Below are 13,469 nucleotides of genomic sequence, written 5' to 3'. Positions count from 1 at the left end.
GTAAAATTTAAAATATTCTATGAAAATGGTTGTATTTATGACAGAAAGCACTATACTGAAACTATAATCGAGAACTGACAAATGAGTGTGATAATGTGGGAAGCCAATCTGTTATTTGTATTGGAGAATTGTTAATTGATTTCTTTTGTACCGATGTGGATGTTGATTTAATGGAAGGGCGCAATTTCTTAAAAAGTGCCGGCGGTGCTCCGGCGAATGTGTCAGCAGCAATTGCCAAGCTGGGCGGAGACGCCGCTTTCAGCGGAAAAGTAGGCAAGGATCCGTTTGGGTATTTTCTGAAGAAAACATTGGACGCCGCACAGGTGGATACCTCTATGCTGGTCATGGATGAGAAAGCGCCTACAACGCTTGCTTTTGTTTCATTAAAACAAAATGGGGAGCGCGATTTTGTTTTTAATAGAGGCGCGGACGCTTTGTTTACGCTGGAGGATATTGACCAGGATAAATTAAACGAAGCGAAAATCCTTCATTTCGGCTCAGCGACGGCATTGTTATCAGATCCGTTTTGCTCAGCCTATTTACAGCTGATGTCGAGTGCGAAAGAAAATGGACAGTTTATTTCGTTCGACCCTAACTACCGTGAGGATTTATGGAAGGGAAGGGTTTCAGAGTTTGTAAGTGTCGCGAGAAATGCGATTGCTTTAAGCGACTTTGTGAAAGTCAGTGACGAGGAGCTTGAGATTATCAGCGGTGCGAAGGATCACGAAAAGGGTGTTGCGATCCTTCATGAGATCGGAGCGAAAATTGTTGCTGTGACACTTGGGAAAAGCGGGACGCTTCTTTCGAATGGAAAAGATCATGAAATCATTCCGAGCATTCCGGTTACATCAATTGACTCAACGGGAGCGGGAGACGCTTTTGTCGGCGCCGCTTTATATCAATTGGCAAACACGGATCAGATTCAATCTGTTGATGCTGATTTTGCGAAGCTGCGTGAGATTGTGGCGTTTGCCAATAAGGTGGGCGCTCTTGTGTGCACTAAAATCGGGGCGATCGATGCACTGCCCAGCATGGAAGAGATTGAAGTTTATTTGTGACCATCGAGGATGTTTTCTTGAAAGTCTTTGGACTTTGGGAAACATCCTTTTTTATATTGTGCGTAAATGTTAAATTCGGGTAAAAAGTTATGTATTTTCTATTAGGATTTCATTTTTTATTAAAAAAGTGAAACTTTTAACGATAATAAATAGTATATGTGGTAAGAAGTTTAACGAAATAGCGGAGGAACTACATGATGAGTATAATAACGAGATTCAAAGATATTATGTCGGCGAATATCAATGCTTTGTTGGATAAGGCTGAAAATCCAGAGAAAATGGCAGATCAATATTTAAGAAACATGAACAGCGATTTGTCTAAGGTAAAGGCAGAAACAGCAGCCGTTATGGCTGAGGAGCAAAGGACAAAAAGAGAATTACGTGAATGCCAGGCAGACATGGAGAAAATGGAAAGCTATGCGATGAAGGCGCTGCAAGCGGGGAATGAGGGCGATGCGAGAACATTCCTTGAAAGAAAAACATCTTTAGGATCAAAGCTTTCTGAGCTGCAGACGGCGAATCAAATGGCTGCTGCCAATGCCGCGCAAATGAGAAAGATGCATGACAAACTGGTGTCTGACATTGGAGAGCTGGAAGCACGCAAAAATATGATCAAGGCGAAGTGGGCAGTAGCGAAAACGCAAGATAGAATGAACAAGCTGGGCGCTTCTGTTTCGGGTGCCAGCCAATCAATGTCTGCATTCGGCAGAATGGAGGACAAAGTAAATCAGGCACTTGATCAGGCGAATGCAATGGCTGAACTGAACAGCGCTCCGCTGGATGATATTGATGATCTGACTGCTAAATATGATACTGTCGGTTCAAGTCAGGTGGATGATGAACTTGCGGCGTTAAAAGCGAAAATGATGCTCGATAAATAATACATAGGAGGCCGCAGCTTTTCGGCTGCGGCACATTTTATCATAAGATGTGAGAGGGAACGGTAATGATAATATCTTATAAGTGTCCGAACTGCGGCAGTGATATGGCATTTGACAGTGAATTCGGGTCGTTATCCTGCGGCAGCTGCGGAAGACAGGACAATATTGAAAGCCTTCCGAAAGAAAACATTGCGGCGCGGTTTTCTGATGATGAAGCAAAGGAATATCAATGTGAAAACTGCGGTGCCGTTTTAATGACGGAAGCTGAAACGACAGCGACAACGTGCAGTTTTTGCGGAGGTGCTGCTATACTTGCCGATCGTTTATCAGGACATTTGGCGCCGGCGAAGGTCATTCCATTTACAATCAGTAAACAAGAAGCAGAGCAGGCATTTCGAAAGTGGTGCAAAAAAGGTCTTCTGACACCAAGAGGTTTCATGTCGGCTGATCGTATTAAAAGCATCACCGGCATGTATATTCCATTTTGGATGTTTGATTTAAATAGTGAAGTACAGGTGACAGCGAACTGTACCAGAGTCCATCAATATGAAGAAGGGGATTATATTTGCACGGAAACAGAGCACTTTGAAGCGTTTCGTGATATCAATCTCGATTATTTGAAAATTCCTGTGGATGCCTCTGAAAAAATGAAAGATGAATTAATGGATAAATTGGAGCCTTATTCATACGATGAGCTGAAGGACTTTCAAACGGCATATTTGGCCGGTTATATTGCGGAAAAATACAATTATACCGATGAGGAGCTTTTTCCGAGGGCAAAAGAGAAAGTCAGCAATTATATAGATTCATACATACATTCTACTTTTTCCGGATATACGTCAGTCAATGTGAGGGACAAACATATTCACACGAAAAACGTGAACAGCTTTTACGTTCTGCTTCCCGTTTGGATGGTCAGTTACGATTATGAAAGAGCAGAGCATACTTTTGCGATGAACGGGCAAACAGGCAAGGTTGTCGGAAAGCCGCCGATCAGTTCAGGAAAAGTGGCGGCGTGGTTTAGCGGAATAGCAGGCGGGGCATTTCTTGCGTTGAAGCTCGTCTCATTGATGATGGGAGGCGGATTTTGATGCGGGGATTTTTCGGGAAAGCGATTTTTGTTGTGCTGGCTGTTTTCATCATGATGCCGGTACTGGGGATCGGAGCGGTGAGAGCTTCTGAATCACAGCAGCATGTGTATGACCATGCTCATCTATTATCGAAAGCAGAAATCGGAAAACTCGAATCTCTCTCGGCAGAGCTGGGGGCAAAGAGGGACACTGATTTCATCATTATTACGACAAAAAGCACGAACGGTGAGGATATTGCCGATTATGCCGGCGACTTTTATGATCGTTACGGAAAAGGCAGTACAGCTATTTTAACGATTGATATGGCGGATAGAGAAGTATTCATCGCGGGCTTCAAAAAAGCTGAAAAGTATTTGGACAACAGCAGGCTAAACAGCATCAGAAATACGATTTCATCTGATTTATCAAATGAAGATTATTTCAAAGCTTTTCAGACATATATTCAGCTTTCCTATAAAGATATGGGCATAAAACCGGGAATCAATCCCGACAACATATTCTTTACATGGTGGTTTCAGCTCATTGTTGCCATCGCAGTCGGAGGCATCGCGGTTTCAATCATGCTTTATCATGCAGGCGGCAAAGTAACGGTTAATGGGAATACATATATGGATCAACGTACGTCCGATGTGATTGATCAATATGACACTTATATCAGAACGACTGTAACAAGAGAAAGAAAACCGTCAAATGATAAAGACAGCGGCGATGGCGGGGTTACGAAAGGCGGTACGTCATACAGCGGAAGCCGCGGCAGTTTCTAAAAGTAAGAAATAGAGAAAGGGAGAGGCATAATGTCGTTTTTCAGAAATCAATTAGCGAATGTAGTTGAGTGGGAAGAATTTAGAGATGATATGATTTTTTATAAATGGAACAATCGTGAAATTAAAAAAGGGAGCCGTTTAATCATTCGTCCCGGACAGGATGCTGTGTTTTTGAGCAATGGCAGGGTTGAAGGGATGTTTCAAGATGACGGTGATTATGATATTGAATCTGAGATTATTCCATTCCTGTCAACATTAAAGGGCTTTAAGTTTGGGTTTAACAGCGGCATGCGCGCCGAGGTGCTGTTTGTTAATACGAAGGAATTTACCGTAAGATGGGGAACAAAGCAGGCGATAAATATTCCGGCAGCGGGAATGCCTGGCGGGATGCCGATTCGCGCGAACGGCACATTTAATTTCAAGGTGCAGGACTATATCAGCTTGATTGATAAAATCGCCGGCGTGAAGGATCAGTATTTTGTAGAGGATATTAAAACCCGGATCACTTCCATTCTGGATCAGCTTCTTATGAAGTGGATCACTAGAGAAGGGAAAGACATGTTTAATCTCCAAGCCAACGCTTTTGACATTGCGAAGGGGATTCAAGAAGACTTAGATATGCAATTAATCAGCGACGGAATGACGATCACCGGTTTTCAAATCATGAGCTTTAATTACCCTCAAGAGGTTCAAGATATGATTACAAAGAACGCTTCCTACGGCATGGTTGGGGATGTAAATAGATACCAGCAAATTTCAATGACGGATGGAATGGCGTCCGGAAAGATGAGCGGAGGCGGGGCGGCTTCTGATATGGCTGGAATGATGATGGGAATGAATATGGCCAACCAGATGATGAATCAAATGAATCAGAATCAGCAGGCGCAGTCATCAGGATCACAGTCATCTGGCAGCGGAAGCAAACCAAATTTCTGTCCGAACTGCGGCACAAAAACCGGTGAAGCTAATTTTTGCCCGAATTGCGGCCAAAAGCTTGTGTAAGAATGATACAGTGAAAAGTCCGGAGTGGTCAGACACTCGGGACTTTTTTTATGCGTTGTCTATTGTCTGCTCCTGAACAGGCCATTTTCGGGCACCAGCTTGGACAATGCCTAGCAGCAATTGACGCCGTTCCTGTAAAGAATGGATAGCCGTTTGGAATGTCTGCTTTGATAAAGTGGGTATGCCTTTTTGTTGAAGCTTTGTGATGTCTGGTTCCGGCGGCGCTTGTTCAGCTGAATGGATATACGCGGTATGAACGGTATCCAAATAGTTTTTAATGCTTGAGCGCGTTTCTTTGATGTGAAGCTGGTTCGGCTGATATTGTTCAGGAATGCCGTATTTCAAAATGGTTAATGCCTCATCCAATACAGTGACAGCTATAATGGATGATTCCTGGCGCTGCGTGCTATGGTAAAAATGAAGAATAGGGAAGGCGTAATGCTGAGCGGTCAGCTTTCCCAGCTCTGATGAGATCGTGACAAGAAGAAAATCAATGTCGTGAAAATCTTTGCCGTTCCATGCATTCTGGACAATTTCAGTTCCGTCACGCCCCACGCCCCACGCTTAATACACCTTGGGCAAAGGAGCGCTTTTGGTTAACCGCACTTAATACGGAAATCAAATAGGTGACAGAAAATGTGATTGTGAGGAGGCCATGAGCTGTTTCTATGACCGTGACGAGCTTCCATAGGTCTCCGTTTGGTGCGAGGTCGCCATTCCCTAATGTAAACATGACATAACCGGTAAAATAAATTCGGTCTGACAAGGATGCCGGTTCTTTCGTTTGAGTGTCCATAAGTGAATGGGGGTCACTTGAGAAAATCAAAAACCACCCGTCCCAAAATAAAATGATCCATATCACTAATGTCAGGCATAACAGCAGAGGACCTGCCGTGCTGAGAACCTTTGCGTGGTCTCCGCTGATTTTGCGGAAGCCTTTCCACAGCCATGCTGACAAACATCTTGTGATCGGGCCTGCGCCGCTCTCTAACCATAATGTGGTCCATAAAAAATCGATCATGCCTGCTGTTAACAATAAAAGGCCTGCAATGACATAAACCTCATTCAATTTTGTTGCCTCCCTTAGCCAGCCATCTTTTCTTTTTTATTTCCTTTTACCTTTAGTCTGAAACAATTGTTCAAATGTTTGATAAGAAAGTCATTGTATAGAAGAAAAACAGGAGGAGTTACCCAACAGTTAACCATCTTGTCGTTGATAGCAGATAAACAGAAACTCACAGAAATTTTGACTAGATTTACTTATTTTCACAAAGAAAAAAGTTCATTTTCCCCTTGAATTGATGATTTTTCTTTGATTAGATAAAAAATTTTCAGAAATTTATATTGACTGTAAGTGTTTTTATAATTATGATAATATCAGAAGTAACAAAAATGTCACTATTATATTACTAAAATAGAACTATCAAGTGACTATAAAGTAACAAGTTGTCGAGTGTATGTGCAAAGAAATGCTCACTGTTTTTTTTAGATGAAAATGAAATCGCTTCCAAAAGAACTGAGAGGCTAAGCTGAAGGGAAGGTAATGAGGCCATTGGATAAACATGAAGAATTTTTTCTGAAGCCTTCTCACCAGATGTAAGAAAAGCAGCAACCCTAGAATAAGTTTTTGAAATACGCAGTAATCGATTTTGAAAAAGACTGGGGGAAACAGTATGAATAAACAAGGTAATCAAATGTCATTTTTACGTACAGTTATTATAGTCTCGACTTTCGGCGGTCTCCTCTTCGGTTATGATACGGGAGTGCTTAATGGAGCTTTGCCGTATATGGGAGAGCCGGACCAGCTTAACCTCAATGCCTTCACAGAGGGGCTTGTCACCAGTTCACTTCTTTTTGGAGCCGCATTGGGTGCCGTATTTGGCGGCAGGATGTCTGATTTTAACGGCCGCCGCAAAAATATTTTGTTCCTCGCTGTTATATTTTTCATATCAACGCTCGGGTGTACGTTTGCTCCAAATGTAACGATCATGATTATCTCCCGTTTTGTGCTCGGAATTGCGGTCGGGGGCGCATCAGTTACGGTTCCTGCCTATTTAGCGGAGATGTCTCCTATGGAAAGCAGGGGGCGGATGGTGACGCAGAATGAACTGATGATTGTATCAGGACAGCTTTTGGCCTTTATTTTTAATGCGATTCTCGGAACAACAATGGGAGACAGCTCCAATGTGTGGAGATTTATGCTCGTCATTGCGTCGCTCCCTGCGGTATTCTTGTTTTTCGGTATGCTTAGAATGCCTGAGAGTCCTCGCTGGCTCGTCTCTAAAGGGAGAAAAGAAGATGCTTTGCGGGTTTTGAAAAAAATTAGGGATGAAAAGCAGGCTGCGTCTGAGCTGGAAGAAATTGAATTCGCTTTCAAAAAAGAAGATAAGCTTGAAAAAGCGACGTTTAAAGATCTTGCGGTACCGTGGGTGCGCCGGATTGTGTTCATTGGAATCGGGATTGCGATTGTACAGCAAATTACAGGTGTAAACTCAATTATGTATTATGGTACTGAAATTTTAAGAGATGCCGGTTTTCAAACGAAAGCCGCATTAATCGGAAATATCGCGAATGGCGTGATTTCGGTATTGGCAACATTCGTCGGAATCTGGCTGCTAGGGAAAGTTGGCCGCCGGCCGATGCTGATGACAGGTTTGATCGGTACGACAACGGCATTATTGCTGATCGGGATATTCTCACTTGTGCTCGAAGGATCACCGGCTCTTCCATATGTGGTTCTGTCGTTAACAGTGACATTCCTTGCATTTCAGCAGGGTGCGATCTCGCCAGTGACGTGGCTGATGCTTTCTGAGATTTTCCCGCTCCGCCTTCGCGGTTTGGGAATGGGGGTCACGGTATTATGTCTGTGGATGGTGAATTTTGCAGTCAGTTTCACTTTCCCGATATTGCTGGCCGCGATTGGGCTGTCCACAACGTTCTTTATCTTCGTTGTACTAGGAATTTGCTCTGTATTGTTTGTGAAGACATTTTTACCGGAAACGAAAGGGCTTTCGCTTGAGCAGCTGGAGGATAATTTCCGCGCTTATGTTCGCGGCGAGGCGAAGAAAGATTCCAGCTCTGAAGTGGTTGGATAAGGCATATAAAAAGAATCCGCATCTGTGTGCGGATTCTTTTTTGTTCCATTAGTTAGGTCTGACAAGGATTTTGACTTGGTTTTTCTCTTTAATAAGAGCCCCGAAGCCTTCCTCGATCAAATCGTCTAATACGATTTTTTTTGTTACAAGTTTGTCAGCTGCAAAATAACCTTCTTTCATTAATGACAATACAGCCGGGAAGATGTCGCGGTATCCGATAATTCCTTTGACTGTACGTTCTTTGATGACGATGTCGTTCGGGTGGATTTCAGCGCCTTTTTCCCAAATGCTTACAATGACTGTTTCACCGGCAATTGTAGTGGATTGGATCGCTTGTCGCAGTACCACTGGAACGCCAGTGACTTCGAATGCTACGTCGACACCGCCTCCAGTACGTTCTGCAATTTCAGCGACTACATCATCTGTTTTGGACGGATCAACGATGATGGCTCCAAGCTCCTCAGCTTTTTGCTGGCGTTCAGGTGAAAGCTCGACAGCGTAAATGTCAGTCGCTCCAGCAGCCTTCAGCGCTTCAATCACAAGAAGCCCGATCGGTCCGCAGCCGAATACAGCCGCTTTGTCACCGGCTTTGATTTTGCTTGAGCGGACAGCGTATAAAGCGACCGCGGAAGGCTCAACAAGAGCGCCTTGTTCATATGATAATTCCTCAGGAAGTTTGAACAACAGCTCTTCATCTACAGAGACGTATTCAGAGAAACCGCCGCCTCCGCCGGCTAAGCCGAGGAATCCCATTTGTTCATCAAGGTTGTAGGCGCCCTGGTGACCGTGTGTTGCAAAAATCGGTTCGACTACGACTCGGTCTCCTGCTTTATAATTTTCAACGCCTTCGCCGACTTCAACAACTTCACCGGAGAATTCATGGCCCATTGTGACAGGTGCTGTTTCATTCGTTAATGGATGCGGTTTGTCAACCGGAATAAAGATCGGGCCGCCAAGATACTCGTGTAAATCACTGCCGCAGATACCGCACCATTTGACTTTGATCTTTACTTTTCCCGGCTCTGTTTTTGGCTCTTCAATATTTTCAATACGGATATCCTTTTGGTTATGCCATCTTGCTGCCTTCATGGATTACCACTCCTATATCTTTTTATATGAGTAATTCCGCACTGATCAATATGAACTGTTCACAAAATCGCCATTTTTAAAACCAAAAAAGAAATGAAAATTTTATATAATGTAATTTACGTTTTTAAAAAAAGAAATTTTGAAGAAAAAAGAGTCTCGCACGCTCTTTTTTCTTTATTATGAGAGAGTATGAATCGTTTACATAACTATGAAATTTGGTTTGAACAATACGGTAATGGTTCGTTCATATTGAATGCGATAACTACTCTATCAACAATTATAACGCTTATATTCCAATTATAATAGGATAATCTTCCATGGTTTATTTTAGCATTGGCAACTATTCTGGCTTTGTAACATTACTGTAAGGATATTGAAATAAAAATTCCCTGGTTGATCGTGTACAATTTTTCTAGATGTTAACAAACAGGGGGACGAAATGTTGAAGAAAGTCATTTTAGCCGCTTTTATCTTAGTAGGAAGTACTTTGGGAGCTTTCAGTTTTTCAGCAGATGCCAGTGCGAAACATGTGAATGGAAATATTACTTGGTATAATGGAGTCGGGAAAAAAGGCTCTTCAGGAAAAAAACTTGGGCACTGGGACTGTGCGACCAAGATCGGATTTGATGTTCCTAAAAACGGGACAAAAATCAGAGCTTATGCAAAAGCGAAGCCTAAAAAGGTGATTACGGTTTACAAAAATGATGTTGGCAGAATGCCTCATGCAGTACTGGATGTAAGCCCTAAAGCGTTTAAAGCGCTTGGATACCCATTAAGCAAAGGAAAAGTAGCGGGACATTACAGCTATTAATCTACATATATAATCTGTAAAGCAAGAAGTCACATTCTTGCTTTTTCTATTGGTGGAGATAAGAGATGAAAAAAAGAATCATATTATTGTTAACAGTCGTGATAGCGGCAGCGGGCTTTGTGTTTTATGTTGTAAAGGATAAAGGCCATGAGAGCGCTGCTGATGTTTCAGTCAATACGGAAAGCGGTGATCAGCTGCTCGTTTCGATTACGAATACCGATCTGCTGACGAAGTATTATGAAAATGACAAGGTGATCCATGAGGAGGAGCTGACCGGCTATCCGGCATTTGCCTTGGATCAAAAGCAGCGGGTGCTCTATTATACGGGCAATAATGATCAAAATGAAATGAGGCTCTTTAAGCTGGATCTAAAGTCTAATAAAAAGATGATGCTGTATAAAGGCGCTGAGAGTGCGGACAGCTTGTTTTTATCGAGGGACCGTTCAACCATCTATTTCCGTTTAGGGAAAGCGGACGAAAGCAATTTTCGGATCGCGTCCTTTGATCTGAAAACGAAGAAATACAAAAACCTTTATCCTGCCGTGAATGATCAGGATGACAGCGTCAGCAGCTTCTTTTATAACAAAAAAACAGATTCATTTGCATTTCTTCATTATTCTGTAGAAGAAGATTACAAGAAAACAGATGAAGCGAACGAAAAGGGGATCGATCCTGAACCGACAACGATTCATTTTGCGTCAGGCCGTCAAAACAAATTTGATGAGCTGAAGAGCCTTGACCAGTTTATCAGTGATATTGCTGTTTCTGATGATGATAAACGTATGTTGTTTACATCATATACACAAAAAGGCACGGAGCAAACCGCTTCTATTCAGATGCTGAAGGCGGATACGAAAAAATATGAAACCGTCATTTCGAATCAAAAAAACTTTAAGCTGTTAATTGACGCTCAGCCGCAGTTTTCTAAGGATGGAAAGAAAATTTATTTTCTCGCCGAAGCCAAGGGAGCTAAAAAATTGAAGGATGAAACAGGGCGTGAAGCAAAGGTTCGGACGATTTATTCCTACAACCTTGAAAAAAAGACGTTCGAAAAAGTGTGGGAAAATCCGAACGGCATCATCAACAGCTTTTCTGTTATTAGCTGAAAAAACCACTCGGCATGGGCTGAGTGGTTTTTTAATGGATGAGATGCAGGACTGATGAACCGAGCCATTTAAAGAAATGGATCAGCGGTATCGACAAAAACAGAAGTTCAACATATGAGTGGATGGCAAGGTTCAGCTTTTTGATCTGAGCTCTTTTTTTTAGGTCGTTTCGCTGCTGGTTTGCGATCATGTTATCACCTCATCGATATCCATATTATACCATAACGACAGGCGAAAAAAAGCCCTAAACGTAGACAGTTTTGGGCTTCTTTCTTTGTTTTAGGCCACTTTTGAAATGGAGGCTTTTTAGTCTGGATATAGAATTTGCGTCTCCGTTCGGGGAATGTTTGCTTGCAGGAGACTGCATTTGTTTATAGGGAAGAGCTAGCTTGTTTTCGTTTGACCGTTGTTTTGGAGATTCACTAATGAACGGATGCCGTCAATCATTTTGCTGCCGCACAAAGGGCATGATGGCGAGTCACTGCTGGCAAAGTTTTTTCTGCTCCAGCCGTTGCAGTCTTCTTTTGTGCATTCCCAAGTACTCACATCTTCTTTAGGCAGCGGTTCTTGATTACGTTTATTATAGTAAGACATAAAGTCACTTCTTCCCTCATGTATTTTAACTGCACATTTCTTATTGTCTCATACTTTTCCCCAATCTCCTAATTCCTTTTTCTTTATGGCTTTCCAATCAGACCATCTAAAAAGGAGAGGAGTGTACTGTTAAAAGCATCAGGCTCTTCTAAAAACGGGCAATGGCTACTTTTAGAAAAGGTGACGAGCGTGGAGTTGGAAATTTTGCCGCGCAAGTGTTCTCCAGCTGCTGTAGAGAAAAATTTGCGGTCTTCCCCGAAGCAAAGCAATGTCGGTACAGTAATGTTTTGAAGGGTGTCACGGTAATCAGCAGCCGTTTGGTTAAATAAAATCGTGCTTGAAATGGCAGCCGGCTGTTTGAGGATTTCTGCCAGCATCCATTCTTTTTCTGTCTCAGCAGGCGGTTCCGCGAACATATTCTGAATGAAGCTTTCGTAGAATGGCAGCGGATCAGTCTGAATGGCGTGCATCGCCGTTTTTAAACCGTCAAAATCAAACGGGCCGTGTTTCCAGCCCTCCCACTGATAGTCGGAAGCGGATTGGTCGATGATTACAGCGGCTTGTATGTTATCATTCCCAAATTGATTGAGATAATCCCATACGACAAAAGCGCCCATTGACCAGCCGGCGAGAACGGCACGATCGAGCTCCATTGCTTTTAGAAACTCCCTTACGTCGCGGGCGTATTGGGAAATGGTGTGGCCGTGAAGCACTTTGTCGGATTCGCCGTGTCCTCTAAGGTCGAGACGAATAAACTGATAATTGGCAGATAGTGCTGAACATTGTTTGTGAAAAAACTGCCCGCTCATCAGCACCCCGTGTACAAACAGGATCGGTGTACCGCTCCCGTGCGTTTCATAGTATAGACGTGTCTGATCTTCTAATGTGATGTATGGCATGTTTCTCCTCCTCTAGTTTCCGTCTTGAGAATGAATGGCTGCTGTTGAGCTGATGATGGCGGCTGTCGCAGCTGTCTGCTGAGCCTGAATTGCCGCTTCGATTGCGGTGTATAGGCCTGATTCCATCAGCAGATTGTTCTCCATATACTCACTGAGATATAAGCAGACAGCAATTTTAAAATTAATCCCCTTTTGCCGTTTAAATGCTTTATCTTGGTTTAATTCGCGAGCGATAGCCAAAACGGTTTTGATATCTGGCTCTTCCAGAAATGTGAGAAGGGCAAGGTCTGGATAATGATAATCCTTAGGCTTTTTGAAAGATGCAGTGATGGATTGATATATATGTTTGTAATGGGAAACAAGTGTTTCAGGGGCTTTTTCACTTTGTAAGGCCAGAATATGGCTGACCTGATGTAAGTACCGCCCTTTTTTAAACCCGTTGGCCGCCAGCAGATGATAGCATGTTTCCGCTTTGTTTAGCGCCTCCAAACCTTTTCCGCTTTCGCCAAGCAATACGGCAAGCGGAACATTCTGGGGTGAAGTGAGGAAATAATGATTTTTCTTCATCTGCTGATAAACAGAAAGCCCCGTGTTCATCTGTTCTCTTAGGTTTGTTGTGTCTGATTTGCCGGTGAGCAGGATCAGGGCGGAAAGGTACGTGAATATATCCCGCTTATATCCAAGCTTCACCATTTCATTGTATACGTCGATGAAAGTCAGAAACGTTTGTTTTGCCTCATGCTGAAAATGAATGTCCAGAATGGAAGCAACTGTAAAGCGGTGGTGGGAATTGAGTGTCGAGAAGCTGCCGATGTTTGATTTGATATAGCTGCTCAAATCATAAAAGCGCTCAAAATCAAACTCTCTTTTATTCACAATATATGCAGACGAAATGAGTATTAATATCTGATCTTGTGCAACTTTCCATTTTAATTTTGATTTTAATTCGGCATAAATGGAAATGTATTGTTTTGTCTTTTCGCTCAGCATAAAAACGCTCCTTATTGCTGTTTTTATGTTATACGAAAAATGGGGCCAAAAGTTTCTTAAAGAAAAAACTTGCCTGCGAGAGGCAAGTT

At 42.7% G+C, this 13,469-nt stretch carries 13 protein-coding genes and 1 pseudogene; 8 read left to right on the top strand and 6 right to left on the bottom strand.

Annotation, left to right across the window (positions count from 1 at the left end; all coding sequences use genetic code 11):
• The first annotated feature begins 95 nt into the window (after positions 1-95).
• The 5 genes from JMN17_RS13930 to JMN17_RS13910 all read left to right on the top strand — a co-directional run bounded on the left by JMN17_RS13930 (position 96) and on the right by JMN17_RS13910 (position 4,796).
• Positions 96-1,058, top strand: coding sequence for a carbohydrate kinase family protein (locus JMN17_RS13930; RefSeq protein WP_202328358.1), 963 nt, complete (start codon positions 96-98; stop codon positions 1,056-1,058).
• A 197-nt stretch (positions 1,059-1,255) separates the two neighbouring features.
• Positions 1,256-1,939 carry a PspA/IM30 family protein gene (locus tag JMN17_RS13925; RefSeq protein ID WP_202328409.1) on the top strand — a complete coding sequence of 228 codons (684 nt, stop codon included), beginning with the start codon at positions 1,256-1,258 and terminating at the stop codon, positions 1,937-1,939.
• Between the two features lie 65 nt (positions 1,940-2,004).
• A complete protein-coding gene (locus JMN17_RS13920; protein WP_202328357.1) occupies positions 2,005-3,030 on the top strand; it encodes a TFIIB-type zinc ribbon-containing protein in 1,026 nt (341 codons plus the stop codon).
• Positions 3,030-3,794 (top strand): TPM domain-containing protein, encoded by a 765-nt coding sequence (locus tag JMN17_RS13915; RefSeq protein ID WP_087991320.1) that lies wholly within the window; start codon positions 3,030-3,032, stop codon positions 3,792-3,794. The genes JMN17_RS13920 and JMN17_RS13915 overlap by 1 nt, the downstream gene beginning before the upstream one ends.
• A gap of 30 nt (positions 3,795-3,824) precedes the next feature.
• Positions 3,825-4,796 (top strand): SPFH domain-containing protein, encoded by a 972-nt coding sequence (locus JMN17_RS13910; protein WP_202328356.1) that lies wholly within the window; start codon positions 3,825-3,827, stop codon positions 4,794-4,796.
• 48 nt (positions 4,797-4,844) lie between these two features.
• Here the strand turns inward: JMN17_RS13910 and JMN17_RS13905 are convergent.
• A pseudogene (locus JMN17_RS13905) lies at positions 4,845-5,865 on the bottom strand (potassium channel family protein).
• Positions 5,866-6,469: 604 nt separating this feature from the next.
• Between JMN17_RS13905 and JMN17_RS13900 the strand changes: the two are divergent.
• Entirely contained in the window at positions 6,470-7,891 is a 1,422-nt protein-coding gene (locus JMN17_RS13900) for a sugar porter family MFS transporter (protein ID WP_087991322.1), read from the top strand.
• A 48-nt stretch (positions 7,892-7,939) separates the two neighbouring features.
• Here JMN17_RS13900 and bdhA read toward each other — a convergent pair whose 3' ends face one another.
• Positions 7,940-8,980: a (R,R)-butanediol dehydrogenase gene (gene bdhA, locus JMN17_RS13895; RefSeq protein ID WP_087991323.1), complete on the bottom strand. Its 1,041-nt coding sequence runs from the start codon at positions 8,978-8,980 to the stop codon at positions 7,940-7,942.
• A gap of 439 nt (positions 8,981-9,419) precedes the next feature.
• Between bdhA and walM the strand changes: the two genes are divergently transcribed.
• The gene (walM, locus tag JMN17_RS13890; protein ID WP_087991324.1) at positions 9,420-9,791 is read left to right on the top strand and encodes a cell wall metabolism protein WalM; all 372 of its coding nucleotides are present in this window, start codon (positions 9,420-9,422) and stop codon (positions 9,789-9,791) included.
• Positions 9,792-9,856: 65 nt separating this feature from the next.
• Positions 9,857-10,897 carry a PD40 domain-containing protein gene (locus JMN17_RS13885; RefSeq protein WP_202328355.1) on the top strand — a complete coding sequence of 347 codons (1,041 nt, stop codon included), beginning with the start codon at positions 9,857-9,859 and terminating at the stop codon, positions 10,895-10,897.
• 31 nt (positions 10,898-10,928) lie between these two features.
• Here JMN17_RS13885 and JMN17_RS13880 read toward each other — a convergent pair whose 3' ends face one another.
• From JMN17_RS13880 to JMN17_RS13865, 4 genes are all read right to left on the bottom strand, one after another.
• Entirely contained in the window at positions 10,929-11,087 is a 159-nt protein-coding gene (locus JMN17_RS13880) for a hypothetical protein (RefSeq protein ID WP_202328354.1), read from the bottom strand.
• Positions 11,088-11,281: 194 nt separating this feature from the next.
• Positions 11,282-11,491 carry a cold-shock protein gene (locus JMN17_RS13875; RefSeq protein WP_087991327.1) on the bottom strand — a complete coding sequence of 70 codons (210 nt, stop codon included), beginning with the start codon at positions 11,489-11,491 and terminating at the stop codon, positions 11,282-11,284.
• Positions 11,492-11,574: 83 nt separating this feature from the next.
• Complete coding sequence (locus JMN17_RS13870) at positions 11,575-12,390, bottom strand: alpha/beta fold hydrolase (RefSeq protein ID WP_202328353.1); 816 nt, start codon at positions 12,388-12,390, stop codon at positions 11,575-11,577.
• 12 nt (positions 12,391-12,402) lie between these two features.
• Positions 12,403-13,380, bottom strand: a complete 978-nt coding sequence (locus tag JMN17_RS13865) for a DUF4003 family protein (RefSeq protein ID WP_202328352.1) — start codon at positions 13,378-13,380, stop codon at positions 12,403-12,405.
• Positions 13,381-13,469: the final 89 nt, after the last annotated feature.

Origin of the sequence: Bacillus sp. RHFS10, from assembly GCF_016757475.1 — a bacterium.
Lineage (GTDB): Bacteria > Bacillota > Bacilli > Bacillales > Bacillaceae > Bacillus > Bacillus subtilis_G.
Note: the sequence above shows the minus strand (reverse complement) of the source record. Positions and strands in the feature narration are given on the sequence as shown.